Raw genomic sequence first — 19124 nt, 5'->3', positions numbered from 1 at the left:
CTTGTTGAAGAGCCTGAGCCTGAAGAAAAAACTGCACTTGTTAAAGAACTTGAGCCAGTAGAAGAACAAGATGATTTTTCGGACACCTCTGAAACATTGCTCGATCCTGAAGATGCACTAGAAGAGTATAACGATAGTGAATTAAAGAGTGTTGATGAACTTTTAAATGAGTTGCAACAAGTTGAAGACGAAAGCTATGTTGAAACCCCAGAGTGGTCAACAGAAGATCTAGATGATGAAATAGAAGAGGTGGAGGTTGATTTAGGAGATGACCCATTAGCCGATGAGGCTGAGCCAGAGCCTTCACTTGAAGATGAAATTTTAGATACTAGTAACAGCGAAGAGCTTGTTGAATCCTCGGAACAGGAGCTTGATGATACTCCACTTTTAGAAGCAGATAACCAGCTTCCTTCACATTCTGATGAATTAGAAAGCGATAACTTAGAAGATGATGTAAAAGATATATCGCCAAGTCAGACAGAGCAAGATCTAGCTAGCGCACTCTCAGCAGGGAGCGACTTAGATAATTTAGATGACGATTTTGATGATGAACTTCTAATTGATAACGACTTTGCTGAACTTGATAATGAATTAGAGGGTGCTGAAGAAACTCAACCTCTAGATCTTGATGACTCGCAAGAAACAGCGCTAGATGAGCAAACATCCGCCACCGCTGAACCGCTCCAAGAAGATGATTTAGATGATGATTTGCTAATCGATGATGAATTTTCTGAGCAGGGTAGTGAATTAGAAAATGAGTTAGGCGATGACGATGAGTTAGTAAATGCACCGCCTACGGCATTAGATGAAGAGTTACCTGAAAATGTAGACGCCGATACAAAAGATGTATCGGTAAGTCAAACAGAGCAAGACTTGGCCAATGCGCTTGCTGCAGAAAGTAGTTTAGATAGCTTAGAAGATGATTTTGACGACGAACTGTTACTTGATAATGACTTTACAGATCTTGATGCGGAATTAGAAAATTCAGATATCGCTGAACCAACTGATTTAGAGTACTTAGATGAAGATTTATCTGATGAATTAGTTAATGAACAAACTAACGTAGATCGCGAAGCTGAAATAACTCAAGCGAAACAACTCGGCAGTAGTGATATTGCTTCTGATGATGAACTTGATGACGAGTTTATGGCTGAGTTGACTAATACTGATTTTGATTCATTGCTTAATGAATTAGCAGAGCCTGAAGAATTAAGTATTGATGATAGCAGTGAGTTTGATGTTGATTTTGATAGCTTGCTCAAAGAAGATCTAGGGGTTGATGAACCATTAATTATTGAAGAGCCTCAAGTTGAAAGTAGTGATGTTGAGCAACTAGGTAGCGATGAATTTGTAGATATTGATTCATTGTTAGAGGAAAGTGATGATGCCGAACTTGAACACGAACCTTATAATGACGTTAATATGGATGTGGGGTTAGGTGAGTTTGATGCGTTACTGGCTGGTGAAAATCCGACTGACGTAGATGCTGAAAGTGGTGGTTACTCAGCTAAACTAGATTTGGCACGCGCCTATATCGAAATCGATGACTCTGACTCTGCGCTAAAAGTAATTGAAGATGTTATTAACAAAGGCCCTGAAGAAGTTCAAGAAGAAGCGCTTAGCTTAAAAGCCAAATTGAAATAAAAGAACAATAAATACGTTTAAACCCATAATTAGCTTAGCTAATTATGGGTTTTTTTATAGGTATTGATTGGGTTTCAGCACAATTATACCAACCGGCATAAATATTTGAACAATTTAACGAATTAAACAAGCCCCATACATAAGCAGGCTGGTATTACTTTTATTGCATCGTTAGATAGCATAAAATGCCTCGTTCATTAGCACAGTAGGGTAAAACGGTAATTATGCGAGTAGCACTTGGGGTTGAATACAATGGCGTACGCTACAGTGGTTGGCAACGCCAATCACATGTAAATAGTGTACAACAAGAAGTAGAAAAAGCGTTGTCGCGTATTTGCAATCACCCTGTTGAAGTAATATGTGCGGGGCGCACCGATGCAGGCGTTCACGGTACAGGCCAAGTAATACATTTTGACACTGAGGCCGACCGTGACATGGTGGCATTTACTTTAGGCATGAATACGTTAATGCCTAAAGATATTGCAATTCGTTTTGCGCAGCCTGTGGCGGAAGATTTTCATGCTCGCTTTAGCGCCACGGCTCGTCGTTATCGTTATATTATTTACAACTCGCCTCTGCGTGGAGCTGTATTAAATGAGGGCGTTACACACTTTCATCATCACTTAGACGAAGTGAAAATGCAGCAGGCATGCCAGTATCTAGTTGGTAAGCACGACTTTACTTCTTTTAGGGCTATTCATTGCCAAGCAAATACGCCTACTCGAACAATTCATCACTTATCGGTGCAACGTATTGGAAACTATGTTGTTATTGATATCAAAGCGAATGCATTTTTACATCATATGGTCCGTAATATAACGGGTAGTCTTATGGATATTGGTTTACATAAACAGCAACCTATTTGGTTAAAAGAGTTACTTGATTGTAAAGAGCGTGCAAAGGCCAGCGCGACGGCTAAAGCCGCTGGTTTATATTTGGTTGATGTTGATTACCCTGAGCAATTTAAAGTTCCTAAGATGCCATTAGGGCCATTGTTTTTACCAGATATTGGTATCTAAGTTTGGGTATTACTAGTACTTTTTATGCGCATTTCTAACTACTAAGACCAGTTTTTTATACCGTGTTAATGAAATTCATGTTTTAATTGAAAAAATTTATCTGCTAATTGCTATTAGCAGGCTCGCGACACAGAACAGTATTAAGAGAGTTGCAAATGAGTTGGCTAGAAAAAATCTTACCTAAAACGACAAAGTCATCAGGTCGTAAAGAAATCCCAGAAGGTGTTTGGGCGAAGTGTACATCGTGTGATTCAATTTTATATAAAGCTGAATTAGAAAAATCATTAAACGTATGCCCTAAATGCGATCATCATATGCGTGTTAGTGGCCGTAAGCGCCTAGAGCACTTTTTAGATGAAGGCGATCGTCAAGAGCTTGGCACACAACATGAGCCAAAAGACATTCTTAAATTTAAAGATTCTAAAAAGTACTCTGATCGCATCAGCGCAGCCCAAAAAGCAAGTGGTGAAAAAGATGCACTTGTAGCTATTAAGGGCCGATTAAAAGGTATTCCGGTTGCAGCTGTCGCATTTGAGTTCTCATTTATGGGTGGCTCAATGGCTTCGGTTGTTGGCGCGCGTTTTGTTGATGCTGTTGATCAATGTTTAGAACATAATATGCCGCTTATTTGTTTTTCTGCATCAGGTGGTGCACGTATGCAAGAGGCGCTTATGTCGCTTATGCAAATGGCTAAAACAAGTGCTGCACTTGCAAAAATGACTGAAAAAGGTCTACCGTTCATTTCAGTAATGACCGATCCGACCATGGGTGGTGTATCTGCATCACTTGCTATGCTGGGTGATATTAACGTTGCTGAACCTAAAGCGTTAATTGGTTTTGCGGGTCCTCGTGTTATTGAACAAACTGTTCGCGAAACATTACCTGAAGGTTTTCAGCGTAGTGAATTTTTGCTTGAACACGGTGCAATTGACATGATTATTGACCGTCGTGAAATGCGTGATACTCTTGCCCGCATTCTAGCTAAATTTATGAACTTGCCTTCTACGGAACAAGAGCATAGAGTAGCGTAAATTTCAGCTTTACTGATTACACGCTATGACAAAAACAATTCCTAGCCAATCATCAAGCCTTGATGATTGGCTTTTTTATTTAGAAAGTGTTCACCCTGCTAACATTGCAATGGGCTTAGAACGAGTTGCTAATGTTGCCAACAATATTGGCCTTTTAAACACTCCAAGTAAAATTATTCTTATTGCCGGTACAAACGGTAAGGGCACCACTGCACGTTGCTTAGAGTCGCTATTGCTATCGCAAGGCTTTAGCGTGGGCACTTATGCATCTCCTCATCTAATTCGTTATAACGAGCGTGTACGAGTTAACGGCGAGGAGTTAGCAGACCAGTTTCATATTGATGCTTTTCATCAGTTAGAGCAAGGTCGTAAAGACACACCACTTACTTATTTTGAATATAGCACGTTGGGTGCGTTGGCTATTTTTAAAGGCTGTGACGTTGATTATGTATTATTAGAAGTGGGTTTAGGGGGGCGTTTTGATGCTACAAACATTGTAACCCCCTATGCAAGTGTAATTACTACCATCGACTTAGACCATAAAGAATACTTAGGTGATACGCGTGAATTAGTTGCTTACGATAAAGCCGGTATTTTTCGAGAGCATACCCCTGCTATTATCGGTGACTTAAATATTCCTCACACGATGACTGATTACGGTAAAGAAATTAATGCTGAGATGACGTTATCGGGCACAGACTTTATGTTTAAAGAGAGTGCTGATAGTTTTAATTGGCAGTACAAACAGCATAACCTTGAACTGAATAAACCAGCAATCCCTTGTCAGAATGCGGCTACGGCGTTAACTGTTTTAAGTGTTTTAAATTTATTGCCAAGTGAGCAGGTAATAAGAGATTGCTTGGCAAATTTAGTGGTAGAAGGGCGATTTCAGCAGCTAAGCGCTGAGCCTTTAGTATTTACTGATGTTGCACATAATCCAGAATCTGCACGTTATCTGGCTAATAAGTTATTAAAGTTTAAAGATAAAGGCTTTAAAATTCATGCTTTAGCCGCTATGCTTGCGGATAAAGATAAAGCAGGTGTGCTTAAAGAAGTAAGCCATTTAGTAGATGAGTGGTCACTAGCAAGCTTAAGTGGTCCGCGAGGCGATACTGCCAGTAATTTACAAAATGCATTACAAAGTGTACCTCATAATAATACTATTCATAGCTATAATAGCGTGGTAAAAGCACTTGCTATAATTTTACCAAAGCAAAAAATCGACACTGTTTTGATTGTTTTTGGTTCATTTTTTACAGTGGCTGACGCTATTAATTATTTTAAAAAATAGAGGGAATGTCGGTGAACTCAAGTTTTATTAATCGCTTAGTCGGGACAAGTATTGTCGTGATCGCAGCAATCGTGTTTATTCCCAATATACTCGACGGCGAAAAAGTTCATTATAAAGAAGCTTTTAAAGCTATTCCTAATAACCCTGAGTTAAAAACAATCGATCTTCAAAATTCAATAGATGAAAGCATGGCGGATGCCGAGCCACTTAAACAAAATGAAATTGAAGACATAAAAGCCGACGATGAAGCTCTTGAGCAGCAAACTCAATTGACAGAAAGCGACTATGCTTCTCAGCCTAAGGTTATTGAAGCCGTAATAGAGCCTAAAGCCCAAGCAAATGCAGAGCCAATTAGGGCTCGAAAAAGTGACGAAAACCTCACAAGTATGGCTTATGTTGTGCAATTGGGCAGTTTTTCTCATGCAGCCAATGTAAAAGCACTACAAGCTAAGCTTAAAGAAAAAGGCTTTAAAACGTTCACTAAACCAGTTAAAACACCAAATGGTACATTAACGAAAGTGTTTGTAGGGCCGTCACTTGATAAAAATGAGTTACAAAAACAATTACCTGAACTTAAAGTGCTGACAAAGTTAAATGGTAAAGTAACTCGCTACGAAGTAACAAAATAATTATTTAAATAGCCTTGTTTAGCAAGGCTATTTAAATTTAATTCATTATATTTTTACTGTAATTAACAATATTTATTTTGACATTATATGTTAAATTTTTGTATTCAATTACCGCCAGTTATCTCCCGTTTAAACTTGCATATTGGCAATGTTTGGGTATAGAATGCGCCCCAAATTAGCGACTAATTGGTTCTTATGATCTGGGTTGATTACGCCATTCTTGGCATTATTGCACTGTCTACCATCATCGGTTTAATACGCGGCTTTGTTAAAGAAGCAATGTCATTAGCTGTATGGGCTGGCGCCTTTATCATCTCTAGTTTATTTTACCAATATTTAGCTTCCTTCCTAACAACCATTTCTGAACCCCTTTTAAGAAATGCGGCGGCCATAGCCATATTATTCTTTGCGACGCTACTGTTAGGCGGTTTACTAAACTACATTTTAGGTGAGCTTGTACAGCGTACCGGTTTATCGGGTACCGACCGTGTCTTTGGCATAGTGTTTGGTGCTCTTCGAGGCGTGTTGGTCGTGAGCGCGTTACTCTTCTTTCTTGATGCTTTTACTGGTGCACCTAATACGCATTGGTGGGGCAATTCTATTTTGATTCCAGAATTTGGCTTTGTAGTTGAATGGTTCTTTTCGTACCTAGAAAACAACTCGAGCTTTTTAAATTCAGTAAACCGTTAATCGGCGAGGATAAATTACATGTGTGGTATCGTTGGAATAGTCGGAACATCCCCTGTTAATCAGGCGATTTATGATGGCTTAACTGTTTTGCAGCACCGTGGCCAAGACGCTGCGGGTATTATTACCATTGAGAACAACACGTTTAGCTTACGCAAAGCAAATGGTCTTGTGAAGGATGCTTTTCACACCCGTCATATGAAACGACTACAAGGTACAATTGGTTTAGGCCATGTGCGTTATCCTACGGCAGGCTCTTCTAGTTCATCTGAAGCACAGCCTTTTTATGTGAACTCTCCATTTGGTATAGCACTTGCCCATAATGGTAATCTTACTAATGCTGAGGCTTTAAAAGAGCAGCTATTTTCAGAAGCACGTCGTCATGTAAATACGACATCTGATTCAGAAATTTTACTTAATGTACTTGCTCATGAATTAAGTAAGTCAGATAAGCTAAAGTTAGACCCTGAAGATATTTTTACAGCGGTGAGTGAAGTTAATAACAAAGTCAGTGGTGGTTATGCAACTATTGCGATGATCATTGGCCATGGTATTGTTGCTTTTCGCGACCCTAATGGCATTCGTCCACTTGTATTTGGTAAGCGTGAAACGCAACAAGGCACCGAATATATGTTTGCCTCAGAGAGTGTCGCACTAAAACCAGATGGTTTTGAGTTTATTCGCGATGTTGCGCCTGGTGAAGCTATTTACGTCACTGAGACTGGTGGATTTCATTCATTAAGCTGTGCTGATAAAGCATCTTACTCACCATGTATTTTTGAATTCGTTTACTTTGCACGACCTGACTCAACTATCGACCGCATGTCGGTTTACGCAACACGCGTAAATATGGGCACAAAATTAGGCGAAAAAATTGCACGGGAATGGGCTGATAAAGACATTGATGTAGTTATCCCAATTCCAGAAACGTCATGTGATGTAGCATTAGAAATCGCACGAGTGCTTGATTTACCATACCGCCAAGGCTTTGTTAAAAACCGTTATATTGGTCGTACGTTTATTATGCCAGGCCAAGAGATGCGAAAAAAATCAGTACGTCAAAAGCTAAATGCAATTGACCGTGAATTTAAAGGCAAAAATGTGCTATTGGTTGATGACTCAATTGTTCGTGGTACAACATCAGCACAAATAGTTGAAATGGCCCGAGAGTCAGGTGCTAAAAACGTTTACTTTGCATCTGCTGCACCGGAAATACGTTTCCCTAACGTATATGGCATAGATATGCCTTCAGCAGCTGAGCTGATTGCTCACGGGCGTGAAGTAGAAGATATTAACGTAAGCATCGGCTCTGATGGTTTAATCTTTCAATCGCTACCCGATTTAATTGCAGCGGTTAGCCAAGAAAATCCTGAAATTACTAAGTTTGAAACATCAGTGTTTGATGGGCAATATATTACTGGCGATATTGATCAAGACTATCTAAATCGTATTGATAAACTACGTAACGATTCAGCTAAAAGCACCCGCGAAAGTGCAATGTCTTCAGGGTTAGAAATTCATAACCAAGACGAAAACGAAGCTGATTAATAATTAATAATTAATAAATATTATACCAATTGCATTAAATAAGTGATCTATTATAGCGCTAGAGAAATAGCACAATAACAAGGCAAAAATCGTGACATATAGTTGTTCTATATGAATGATTTTTAACGCAGTTAGTGAGTTATTTAATACGATAGAATGATCATGTTTTTAATTAAATTGGTATTATTACATATAAAAAAAGGAGCTAATTAGCTCCTTTTTTGCGAAGGAAAGAAAGGGAACATTTCTATCAAACACGACTCTTTATTAGGTAAACTTTATTAAGTAAACATAGGGCTAACAATCCCATTTGTCCAAAGCATCGCTGTTACAGCTAAAATAATAACAAGTAATATTAATCCACACGTTACCACTGAGCTGGCATAAATAAAGCCACGCTCTTCAGGGATGTGCATTAGTATTGGCACGCCTGTGTATAATAAACAAACAGAATAAGCTAATGCCACAATACCGATACATACGACAAACCAAAGCACAGGCCAAAATGCTGAAAGTGCAGACATAAACACAGGTGTTGCAGTATAAGCAGCTAGTTCTAGCGTTTGTGTAAACGTTGGTTTAGCACCGAAAGTAACCGCCATCCAATGGGCTAAATAAGCAAGGACGAATACGCCAATTATCAGTGCAACATACATCGCACTTGCTATTAATATTGCGCTATCATGTGTTAGAAATACAGGGTTGCCAGTGCCTATGCTCCAGCCTAAATAAACAGATGAGTAGTAGCCCATTATTGAAGGAAATAAAGCGATTAACAAAATGTGCGATAAACTATAGGTCAAACTTTCGTGGCGGTTATCAATTGTTTGCCATTCTTCGAGTGGGTGAGCATAAATGCCCCAGAGGTGATTTAATATCATAGTGTGTACTCCATACAGGGAACGTATTATTGTTTTGGTTGGTTTATTTTTATACAGTCTATGTACAGTTATGGTTCACTTATTTTGCAAAGTCAAGTTAACTCGTTATTAACAATTTAATGTGCAAACATGTTTTGTTATTTTTAGCCATTTTTCTGTTAAAATAGTGGCCTATCAACCTATTTAAGTAACGAGTAGCCAACGTGCCCCATAGCCAACTTTTAGAGCCTATTAATGAATTTTTATTGTGTAACACGCCTGACGAGTGGGTTGAGCAAGCAATAAAAAAAGAAAACTTATCAATAATCTTAATTGATCATTTAATATGCGAATTAAAAGCCGCTCAAAGCGCTATGTTTTTAATACGTAAATACGCGGTAGATAAAGAGGGGAGCGACGCATTGCTAGAGTGGCTAAAGCCATTTGAAACGCTTATTTATAAACGAGAAGGGAATTGGCGCGATTTAGCGGCTAAAAATAAGCTAACTAAATCAATAATTCCTAAATCGAGTTCACCATACGGGCAAGGTCTAATCGATAAAATGGTTCTATTGATAAAAGAAGAGCTGCATCACTTTTATCAAGTGCTCGAAATTATGGATGAATACGGTATTGAGTATCGAAGTATTACACCGTGTCGCTATGCTAAGGGTATGCTACGACATGTAAAAACCTTTGAGCCAGATGCACTCGTAGATAAGCTTATAGTGGGTGCTTACATCGAAGCTCGTTCGTGCGAACGTTTTGCTGCGCTTGCACCCCATGTAGATAAGCGTTTAGGTGATTTTTATATTTCGTTATTGCGCTCTGAGGCACGCCACTATCAAGACTATTTAACTCTTGCCCAAGAAATTGCTGGTTTTGATATTACCGAGCGGGTTAAAGAGTTTGGTGAAATTGAAGCGCAGCTAATTACATCTTTGGATGACGATTTTAAGTTTCACAGTGGTACGCCGGTAAATAAAAGCGCTTAACTAACACCAACATTTGCTGCAGCTTTTCAAATCATGCTGTAGCACATACTTTATTATCAAAAGTTTTTTAAATTAGACACATCAAAAACTCTCACCTAATATTTATAGCAAGTTAAATTTTGATTTATCAGTTATTTTATTGCTTTGCTTTGCTGTGCATTGTAAATGAAAGGCGATAGCTATTATTATTTAGGTGGGTATATATGGATGAAAAAGAAGGATTATTTGTATTTTCTGCTGAGGAAGAGTTAGTAAATACCGACCTTAAAGTATGGAAAATTCTAACCGTTGAGGATGATCTCGATTATCAACACGCATTAGTTAATAGCTTAAAAGCATTAAAGGCCAAAGAAGGCTACAAATATGAGCTATTATTAGCCAACTCTGTGCCTGAAGCTGCGCTTGCTTTAAGCATGCACCCTGATATAGCACTTGCTTTTATCGATGTTGTTATGGAAGAGGATGACTCAGGACTGCGTTTGGTTAATACCATCAGAGAAGTAATTGGTAACGCAGAAATGCGTATCGTTTTACTAACAGGGCAGCCCGGTTTCGCCCCTGAAACTGATGTGATGAAAATGCTCGATATTGATGAGTACTGGAATAAGTCTGATATTTCTGCGCAAAAGCTTGAATCAATCGTTAATAGTAATATGCGCACTTGGCAATATATTTCGCAAATAAAAGCCGCTAAACAAGGCTTACAATTAGTGCTTGATGCCTCAAGAAGTATAAATAGTAAGCATGACATGAGATCATATTCTGCAGCCGTATTGCAAGAGATCAGCAATATTTTAAAAATTTCTGATGGTGGAGGCATACTTTGCTCAAGCAATATAGATAATTGTTCTGATGCCGTTATTCTTACCACAAACGGTTGTTTTAGTGGCGTGAAAGGGCAAAAGGTCGACGGTGAATTATTGGCCGATATGTACCAAGATTTTCAGTTAGCAATTAAAGAAAAACGTCATGTTTTTTCAAGTCAGCATAGTATCTTTTTCTTCGCAGCAACGATGAATGATGCTGCTCACTACATTACAATTGTAAAGTCAGATAACCCCATTAGCGAAGAAAACGAATATTTATTAAAGGTTTTTAGTGAAAATGTAAGCAGTGGATTTACTAACATTTCATTATTAAATAGGTTAACCGAGCTTGCTTATACCGATGTTTCATTAAACTTGCACAATAGAAATTGGTTAACGCGCGAAATTAAAAATATGAATTTGCATGAGCAATCAAAAATGCGCTTGATTGTGTTTGATATTTATCAGTTTGACGAAAAAGCATTTACCTTTGGTTACGATTTTTGTAAAAAAATAATAAAACTGGTACATAAAAGTATTGTAGATGTTTTTTCAATATATGACCCCAGAATTGCGATTATTAGTAATAGTAGCTTTGGCATGCTCATTAATGTTGATTTTGATATTAAAGATGATATTGCGCGCTTTCATAATAAACAAAAGTACGAAATTGAAAATGTTAAGCAATTTATTGACGTAAGAGTGTTGGAGTTAAAGCTAAGCTGCGCATCAAATATTACTCCCGAAAAAGTAATTAGCCTAGCAGAGTCGAGTTTAAATTACATGCAAGTAACTCAAGCGAAGTTTATTTTGCATACTGATGAGAAAACAGTCGCAATAACAAGGCGCTATGAGTTGATGGCGCGCTTGAGAACGGCTATTAGTACCAAAGAATTGCGTGTCGCTTTACAGCCAAAAATGTGCCTGAAAACATTAAAACCAATTGGTTTTGAAGCGCTAGCAAGATGGCAGTTGGCTGATGGCAGCTTCGTTAACCCTGAAGAATTCATAGAGCTTGCTGAAACAGCTGGTTTAATTAATGAGCTTGATAATGTTATTTTTGAAAAAATACTACAAACTATTAATCAACTTAAAAATTGTGGCATAAATTTACCCATTGCGTTTAACGCATCATCTTATGACTTGATCGATCCTTCTTACTTTGAGTCTATCAAGAGTCGGATTGAGGAATATAAAGTATCCCCCTCGATGCTGGAACTTGAAGTGACAGAAACCCAAGCGATCAGTAATTACAACTTCATTAAAGAGGCTTTATCACGGTTTATGGCATTGGGTATTAAAGTGAGTATTGATGACTTTGGTACGGGTTATTCATCTTTAGCACATATTAATGAAATACCGTCGAATGCGATAAAAATCGATCGTTATTTTGTTAGCAATCTTGAGCATAATATAAATAATCAATACATGATAAAAATGATCATCAGTCTCGCAAAGCAATTTGATTTTAAAGTTATTGCGGAGGGGGTTGAAAACGAATTTGAGGTGCAATGGTTAAAACAAGCTGGTTGTGAAATGGCCCAAGGTTACTTTTTTGCAAAACCACTATTTTATGATGATTTACTGATCTGGTTAGTACAGTTTGATAATGCAAATGACTAAAAAAAACAATTTATTTTACAGCGATAAAAAAGCCGTACTTATAAAGTCGCTGTTTATTTTATTTGTTGCGATATTAATTGGCTGGCTGGTGTATGAGCAAGTTTATCAGTCAAAAGTAACCATAATAAAAGAGCGCCAAGATGAAAAACTAGTGCTTGTGAGTACTGATTTATCTAAAGAGCTAAGCAGTATTAAAAAACTCACTCAGCTGTTAGCAAATGGCCAAGTATTAAAAAATAATACAGGTTTAAATACATTGAGCGCTCAACAAAGCGACAAGCTCATAAATGACTATTTTTTAAATTTTGCTTCTGTATCAACCAATATATCACAAATACGTTGGCTTGAACGCAGTGGTAAAGAACGTTATAGAATTAATTTCAGCAATAAAAAAAGCGAAATTGTTGAGGTATCACAATTACAAAATAAGCAAAATCGTTATTACTTTAAAGAAGGGATGTTAGTTGCACCACCGAATACATTTATTTCAGAAATTGATTTAAATGTTGAACGTGGAAAAGTTGTTATCCCGCATGAGCCAACAATTAGAGTGACTTACAGAACGCGAGCTGATGATTATTTAATAGATGGCTTGTTAGTAGTGAATTTTAATCTGGATTATTTATTTAGTAATATTCGACAATATGATGAAAAAAACACCCAGGTAAATATTCTAAACCATGATGGTTATTGGTTGTATAACAAGGATCCCGCATTACAGTTTGGGTTTATGTATAATCAAGTTAGTAAATCGTTAGCAAATAACTCTCCAGCGCTTTGGCAACATATCATTGAACATGACGTACAAAGCACCTCACGTATTTTTCATGACAGTTTATATACTTTCAGACGATTCTCTATTGTTTCATTACGTGAGGCAACACAAAGAACCGCAGACTCCGATAAAGAAATCATTATACTCATCGGTAGCCCTAACGAGCTGCTTTATAGTGCAAGAATGATTGCATTTCAATACGCTGCACTGTGTAGTATTGTTTTATGTATTGTCGGTTTTGGTTTTAGTTACCGTGAATATTTATTCCAACAGCAGTTAATTACTTTATCGCATAAATTACAGCGGGAAAAGGTAGAGTTAGATAGTGTCAACAAACAACTCGATTTAACTATAAGGCAGCAGCAGCAATTACAAGCAAGCTTACTCGAAGCACGAAAACTATCGTCTTTAGGGTTGTTGGTGGCGGGGGTTGCTCATGAGATGAATACACCCATTGGCGGTGCTATTATCTCTGTGTCTAACGCGGATGTGGCTATTAATAAGTTGAATGAGGCGATGAAAGCAGGATTAACTAAATCGCAATTAGATAAAAGCACACAGAGCATTGAGGAAAATTTAGGGTTAGCTAAAGTTAATTTAAACAAGGCTGCGGTATTAGTTAAAAGTTTTAAAAAAATGGCCATAGACCGTCATAATGATGATGTTATTACATGTAATATAAGAAAAATAATTGAAGACTTACTGATCACCCTCAATTCAAGATTAAAAAACTCAAACGTAAAAGTGAAGACCTTAGTTGATAATGACCAAGATATAAAAAGCCGACCAGGAATTATTTCCCAAGTGCTAGAAAACCTAATAATGAATGCATTAACCCACGGGTTTGAAAAAAATCAAGTTGGTGAAATTGAAATAAAAATAGAACAAGCGGCTAGTCAATCCACTAAATTAACCATTTCAGATAGTGGTGTTGGGATTAAAGAGGATTCTCAACAGTACATCTTTGAGCCTTTTTACACCTCGGCTCGTGGTATTGGCAATACTGGGCTTGGCTTATATATGGTGCACCAATGGGTTACACAAATTTTGCAGGGGGAAATTAAACTACAGTCCAATCCACACTCTGCAGAGCGGTTTAAAACTCAGTTTATTATTATTATACCCAAGATCATAAAATAAAAGCTGGGTTAATGGTGATCTCAGATACTGACTTTAAATTTAAACGCGGCGAATTCGTTGCTTAGAGTGATAGTCATATAAGCATTTGTGTTTTAACGTTTTAAAAATTGTAGGTATTGCTCAGTCTTAGCCTCTAAAAAGCCATGGCTTAGCAGAACTTGCGCGGCCTCACCATTATTTACAATGGTGTTGAAACCGTTTTCTAATTGCATTAATTGTTGCTTACTTTGCGCAGCAGATTTGGAAAAAATAATATATAGGTAGTGGGATGCTAAATGAGGAGGGATATATACGATTGGCTGTCCTGTTTGTAATTGTGGATGATTGTTTAACCAGTACTCACCGACTTCTTTGGTGCCTGCTACTAAGTCAACGCGGCCAAGCTGTAACACGCGTAAGCTGCTGATCAAGTCATTAGTCGCTGTAATGGCTAAGTTGTGTTCACTACTAAAATCCTCGCTAACTATATAATTACTACCTTTACTTATACTATATGGCTGTAACGACGTTAAACTACCATCGTAGTTTATTTTGCTACTTTTTCGTTTAAATAATCCAGTAAATGAATTTGCTAATGGTCGTGAATAGTGGAATGTTTTTCTCGCTCGGCGCTATAATAAGCCCCCAAAAGAGCTGTTCGCTTCTTTTTTTCAAGTAATCTTAGTGCACGAGCCCAAGTTGTAAACTCAATGCTAGCTTCAATATCTTGGCTTGCTAATGCGGTAACAACAATGTCAGCTAACCAACCCTGTTGTGGCAGTTGCTCTGAAAAATACGGGGGAAAAGGCTCGGTAACAAAAAGCCATTTATCTTGGCTGTATGTATGGCTTGCGTAAGGTAAACAAATAAGTATGAAAAATAATTTAAGCATTACGACCAGTATTAAAAAACGAGCAATATCGTAAGCGTAGACAATATTTTATATTTGTGCGAATGGCTCACTTACAAGTTCTTGTGTCTGCGCGGTAACGACTAAATAAGAACCTTGAGTGTACCAATCACCCAACACTGTGCGAGTGAGTGTCTGCTTATCTACTTCATAATGATGGACATTAGGGCGATGAGTATGACCATGGATCATATGTTTTACTTGGTGTTTTGCAAATGTTGCTAGTACCGCTTGTTCAGTAACATCTAATATTTCAAGCGCTTTACCGGTTTGATTTTGCTTTGATTTTTCTCTGGCATTTTGCGCAACTTTACGACGATACCACAGTGGCATAGCAAGCATTAATCTTGGCCACCACCAACTGCGGCCTTTTTTACGAAACTTTTGATATTCAATATCTTGTGTGCACATTTCATCGCCATGTAAAATGACGGTGGGAGTGCCATATAAGTCAATTACCAGCTGTTCAGGTAATAAAGTTATTCCAGCTTGTTTGGCGTATTTATCGCGCATAATGAAATCACGATTGCCATGCACAAAATATACTGGGGTGCCGTTATCACTCACTACTTTTAAATGCTTTGCAACTTCAGTTGAGAGTGCAGTTACATAGTCATCACCTACCCATACTTCAAAAAAGTCACCGAGTATATATAGCGCGTCTACATCCTTATTAATAATATGCGTGTCTAAAAACTGATAAAAAGCTGCACTGATATCTGGGCGATTTTCACTTAAATGGAGGTCGGCAATAAAGTAGGTTTGGCGAGTCATAGGTAAGTCTTTTAAAAATAAATAAAGCGGGCATATGTGCATAGCATAAATACCCGCTAAAACGCCACGTTACGTGGGTAAGCGTACTATTAGTTTACAGTTACGCTTGTGATGATAACGTCATCAAGAGGTACGTCTTGATGAAAGCCTGTGCTACCTGTAGCAACGGCTTTAATTTTTTCTACTACGTCCATGCCTTCAACAACTTCAGCAAATACACAGTAACCCCAACCTTGCGATGTTTCGCTGCTGTGGTTTAAAAAGTCGTTGTTATTCACGTTAATGAAAAACTGCGCTGTAGCTGAATGAGGATCTGGCGTACGTGCCATAGCTAAAGTGCCTATTTTATTAGATAGGCCGTTATTAGCTTCATTTTGAATTGGGTCATTTACGTCTTTTTGTTCCATACCTGGAACAAAACCACCGCCTTGAACCATAAAACCATCGATTACACGATGAAAGATAGTGCCGTTGAAAAAATCAGCGTTTGCATACTCTAAAAAGTTTTTAACTGTGTTTGGAGCTTCTTGCTCAAACATTTTAATGGTGATGTCACCAAAATTAGTGTGTAGAACAACCATGTGTTTTCCTATATCCGGTTTAAATATTGGCGCTATTTTATCGTAGTTGGCTAAGATTAACAAAGTAGATGTTTGGTTTGTTATAAAGCGCTAGAGCAGGGGCTTTTCAAGTGGTAACATAACTGTTCTAGTAAATAGTCAAGGACTCAAAGTAAATGGTAAATATATACAACACACTGACGCGACAAAAAGAGCAATTTAAACCTATGGTCGAAGGAAAAATCGACATGTATGTGTGTGGTATCACCATTTATGATTACTGCCATATTGGGCATGCTCGCACTTTTGTAGGTTTTGACGTTATTGTGCGCTACTTACGTCATATTGGTTACGATTTAAAATATGTACGTAACATTACCGATATCGACGATAAAATAATTAAACGTGCGAACGAGAATGGTGAATCAATAAACGATTTAACAGTGCGTATGACTAAAGCGATGCATGAAGATTTTGATAGTTTAAACATGCTCCGCCCAGATATTGAGCCAACAGTTACAAGCCATATGGATGAAATCATCGTTATGGTTAAGCGCTTGATTGAAAAGGGCCATGCCTATGTCGCAGCGGATGGCGATGTTTTGTTTGATGTATCAACGTTTGAGCAATATGGCGCGCTTTCGCAGCAAGATTTAACTATGTTGCAATCGGGTTCTCGTGTTGAAGTAGCGCAAGATAAAGACGATCCACTTGATTTTGTGTTATGGAAAAAAGCAAAAGCAGGCGAGCCATCATGGTCATCACCGTGGGGTGAGGGGCGTCCAGGTTGGCATATTGAATGTTCGGCAATGAGCTCAAAGCACCTAGGCGAGCATTTTGATATTCACGGTGGGGGGTCTGATTTACAGTTTCCACATCATGAAAACGAAATAGCACAATCATGCTGTGCAAATAACGGCAAGTATGTAAATACTTGGATCCACACGGGCATGGTGCAAGTAAACAAAGAAAAAATGTCTAAGTCGTTAGATAATTTCTTTACAGTGCGTGAAGTTTTAAAAGCATACGATGCTGAATCTGTTCGTTACTTTTTAATTTCTGGTCATTACCGTAGCCAATTAAATTATTCGCAAGAAAATTTAGACCAAGCGCGTTCATCACTTGAACGTATTTATACAGCGCTTCGTGATGTTGAGCCTACAGAGTGTAGCCTTGAAGGCAATGAGTTTGTCGCTAAGTTTAGAAAAGCAATGAATGATGACTTTAATACGCCAGAGGCATTGCCGGTACTGTTTGAACTTGCTAAAGAGCTAAACCGTGTAAAAGACAGCGATGCAGTTCAAGCTGGCAAGTTAGCGTTTGTACTGCGCAGCCTTGGTGAAGTGTTAGGGGTTGCTCAACAAGCGCCAGAAGCGTTTTTACAAGGTGGACAAGGTGACGATGAAGTCGCAACAATAGAAGCGTTAATAGTTAAGCGTAATGAAGCGCGCGCGGGTAAAGATTGGGCTGCGGCCGATGAAGCGCGTGATGCTTTAAATGCACTTGGAGTAATACTGGAAGACTCTGCAGGTAAAACTACATGGCGTAAAGCGTAAGCGTTTAAAGTAATTCACGTTCAACTAAAAAGGGTTGCCAAATGGCAACCCTTTTTTGATTTTTCTAACACTTAGCTGTGGTATTTTTCACATGCTTCAAGTGTGTTTTCAATTAAGCTTGCGACCGTCATAGGGCCAACGCCACCAGGGACTGGGGTAATAAAATGCGCTTTTTGTTCAGCCACACTGTATTGCACGTCACCGACTAATTTACCCGTATCTAAACGGTTAATGCCCACATCGATAACGATAGCGCCTTCTTTTATCCAATCTCCTGGGATAAATTCTGGTTTACCTACGGCTACAACCAATAGATCAGCACGGCGAACATGTGTTTCTAAGTCTTGGGTAAACTTATGGCACACTGTGGTTGTACAACCTGCTAATAAAAGCTCTAACGACATTGGACGACCAACAATATTTGACGCGCCAACTACAACCGCATGCATCCCCTTATAACGTACACCGGTAGAATCAAGTAATGTAATAATACCCTTTGGCGTACATGGACGAAGCGCAGGCATTCTTTGTGCTAGTCGGCCTATGTTGTACGGATGAAAACCATCTACATCTTTGTGCGGGGTAATGCGTTCTAAAATCTTTTCCGCATCGAGTCCTTTAGGTAATGGTAGCTGTACTAAAATACCATCAACTTGTGCATCATTATTCAGCTCGTCAATTAAATCTAAAAGAGTTTGCTCATTAGTCTCAGCAGGCAAATCAAATGATTTAGAAATAAAACCGACTTCTTCACAGGCTTTACGTTTTGAACCAACATAAACTTGGCTTGCTGGATCGAGCCCTACAAGTACTACTGCAAGCCCTGGTGCACGTAAACCATTTGCTACACGTTCACTTACGCGTTCTGCTACAGCGCTACGTACTTGTTTTGCGATTGCCTTACCATCAATGATGTTTGCCGTCATGGGTGACCTTTAATTGGGGGTTAATTAACTAGATACCGATACTTTAAAAACGAATACATAATAAAATAGGGGTAATTATGAACATAAAGAAAATACAGTCTTTATGTCATTCGCTTTATAATGTGCTGACTATTTTCGCAGAAAAGCATTGCAGCGCCAAGTTGCTTTTAAAGTATATGGTGTTTGAGTTGTTAAATAGTTTAAAATTCAGCCTTCTATTGTAATATTTAACCATTGTGCACTAAAAATGACCACTTGATTGTTTTTATAAAAAAAACGTTTGACCTAACCCCGTCAAATCACTATTATGCACCCCGTTGTCAACGAGGTCACTCGCAAGCAATAGTAAGTATCGGCGATTAGCGCAGTTT

The 19124-nt window shown here is 38.3% G+C and carries 17 protein-coding genes; 11 read left to right on the top strand and 6 right to left on the bottom strand.

Annotation, left to right across the window (positions count from 1 at the left end; genetic code table 11):
• The 7 genes from CWB66_RS00445 to purF form a co-directional block, all read left to right on the top strand.
• On the top strand, window positions 1-1644 hold a 1644-nt coding region (locus CWB66_RS00445; RefSeq protein ID WP_289508490.1), incomplete at its 5' end, for a FimV/HubP family polar landmark protein.
• A 224-nt stretch (window positions 1645-1868) separates the two neighbouring features.
• On the top strand, window positions 1869-2663 hold the full coding sequence (gene truA / locus CWB66_RS00440; protein ID WP_077538968.1) for a tRNA pseudouridine(38-40) synthase TruA: 795 nt from the start codon (window positions 1869-1871) through the stop codon (window positions 2661-2663).
• A gap of 155 nt (window positions 2664-2818) precedes the next feature.
• Window positions 2819-3694 (top strand): acetyl-CoA carboxylase, carboxyltransferase subunit beta, encoded by an 876-nt coding sequence (gene accD / locus CWB66_RS00435; RefSeq protein WP_077537383.1) that lies wholly within the window; start codon window positions 2819-2821, stop codon window positions 3692-3694.
• Window positions 3695-3719: 25 nt separating this feature from the next.
• Window positions 3720-4985: a bifunctional tetrahydrofolate synthase/dihydrofolate synthase gene (folC, locus tag CWB66_RS00430; protein ID WP_138583910.1), complete on the top strand. Its 1266-nt coding sequence runs from the start codon at window positions 3720-3722 to the stop codon at window positions 4983-4985.
• Window positions 4986-4996: 11 nt separating this feature from the next.
• Entirely contained in the window at window positions 4997-5614 is a 618-nt protein-coding gene (locus CWB66_RS00425) for an SPOR domain-containing protein (protein ID WP_138583909.1), read from the top strand.
• Between the two features lie 195 nt (window positions 5615-5809).
• Window positions 5810-6304, top strand: a complete 495-nt coding sequence (locus CWB66_RS00420) for a CvpA family protein (protein WP_077537386.1) — start codon at window positions 5810-5812, stop codon at window positions 6302-6304.
• A gap of 18 nt (window positions 6305-6322) precedes the next feature.
• Entirely contained in the window at window positions 6323-7849 is a 1527-nt protein-coding gene (gene purF / locus CWB66_RS00415; protein ID WP_138583908.1) for an amidophosphoribosyltransferase, read from the top strand.
• 281 nt (window positions 7850-8130) lie between these two features.
• Here the strand turns inward: purF and CWB66_RS00410 are convergent, their stop codons facing one another.
• The gene (locus CWB66_RS00410; RefSeq protein ID WP_138583907.1) at window positions 8131-8730 is read right to left on the bottom strand and encodes a Yip1 family protein; all 600 of its coding nucleotides are present in this window, start codon (window positions 8728-8730) and stop codon (window positions 8131-8133) included.
• A gap of 203 nt (window positions 8731-8933) precedes the next feature.
• Between CWB66_RS00410 and miaE the strand changes: the two genes are divergently transcribed.
• From miaE to CWB66_RS00395, 3 genes are all read left to right on the top strand, one after another.
• A complete protein-coding gene (gene miaE, locus CWB66_RS00405) occupies window positions 8934-9704 on the top strand; it encodes a tRNA isopentenyl-2-thiomethyl-A-37 hydroxylase MiaE (RefSeq protein ID WP_138583906.1) in 771 nt (256 codons plus the stop codon).
• Between the two features lie 203 nt (window positions 9705-9907).
• Window positions 9908-12133 carry an EAL domain-containing response regulator gene (locus CWB66_RS00400; RefSeq protein WP_138583905.1) on the top strand — a complete coding sequence of 742 codons (2226 nt, stop codon included), beginning with the start codon at window positions 9908-9910 and terminating at the stop codon, window positions 12131-12133.
• Window positions 12126-14048 (top strand): sensor histidine kinase, encoded by a 1923-nt coding sequence (locus CWB66_RS00395; RefSeq protein ID WP_138583904.1) that lies wholly within the window; start codon window positions 12126-12128, stop codon window positions 14046-14048. Before CWB66_RS00400 ends, CWB66_RS00395 begins: the two co-directional genes overlap by 8 nt.
• Before the next feature lie 92 nt (window positions 14049-14140).
• Here the strand turns inward: CWB66_RS00395 and CWB66_RS22580 are convergent, their stop codons facing one another.
• The 4 genes from CWB66_RS22580 to CWB66_RS00375 form a co-directional block, all read right to left on the bottom strand.
• A complete protein-coding gene (locus CWB66_RS22580; RefSeq protein ID WP_138583903.1) occupies window positions 14141-14458 on the bottom strand; it encodes a transporter substrate-binding domain-containing protein in 318 nt (105 codons plus the stop codon).
• 161 nt (window positions 14459-14619) lie between these two features.
• On the bottom strand, window positions 14620-14919 hold the full coding sequence (locus tag CWB66_RS00385; RefSeq protein ID WP_138583902.1) for a type 2 periplasmic-binding domain-containing protein: 300 nt from the start codon (window positions 14917-14919) through the stop codon (window positions 14620-14622).
• A gap of 48 nt (window positions 14920-14967) precedes the next feature.
• A complete protein-coding gene (locus CWB66_RS00380; protein WP_138583901.1) occupies window positions 14968-15711 on the bottom strand; it encodes a UDP-2,3-diacylglucosamine diphosphatase in 744 nt (247 codons plus the stop codon).
• Between the two features lie 89 nt (window positions 15712-15800).
• Entirely contained in the window at window positions 15801-16292 is a 492-nt protein-coding gene (locus tag CWB66_RS00375; RefSeq protein WP_138583900.1) for a peptidylprolyl isomerase, read from the bottom strand.
• Window positions 16293-16447: 155 nt separating this feature from the next.
• Between CWB66_RS00375 and cysS the strand changes: the two genes are divergently transcribed.
• Complete coding sequence (gene cysS / locus CWB66_RS00370; RefSeq protein WP_138583899.1) at window positions 16448-17827, top strand: cysteine--tRNA ligase; 1380 nt, start codon at window positions 16448-16450, stop codon at window positions 17825-17827.
• 71 nt (window positions 17828-17898) lie between these two features.
• On the opposite strand, the gene folD is transcribed toward cysS, so the two are convergent.
• A complete protein-coding gene (gene folD, locus CWB66_RS00365; RefSeq protein WP_138583898.1) occupies window positions 17899-18753 on the bottom strand; it encodes a bifunctional methylenetetrahydrofolate dehydrogenase/methenyltetrahydrofolate cyclohydrolase FolD in 855 nt (284 codons plus the stop codon).
• Between the last annotated feature and the right edge of the window lie 371 nt (window positions 18754-19124).

It is taken from the genome of Pseudoalteromonas sp. S558 (assembly GCF_005886635.1).
Lineage (GTDB): Bacteria > Pseudomonadota > Gammaproteobacteria > Enterobacterales > Alteromonadaceae > Pseudoalteromonas > Pseudoalteromonas aliena.
The sequence above is the reverse complement of the archived record's forward strand: the minus strand, read 5'-3'. Positions and strand labels throughout refer to the sequence as shown.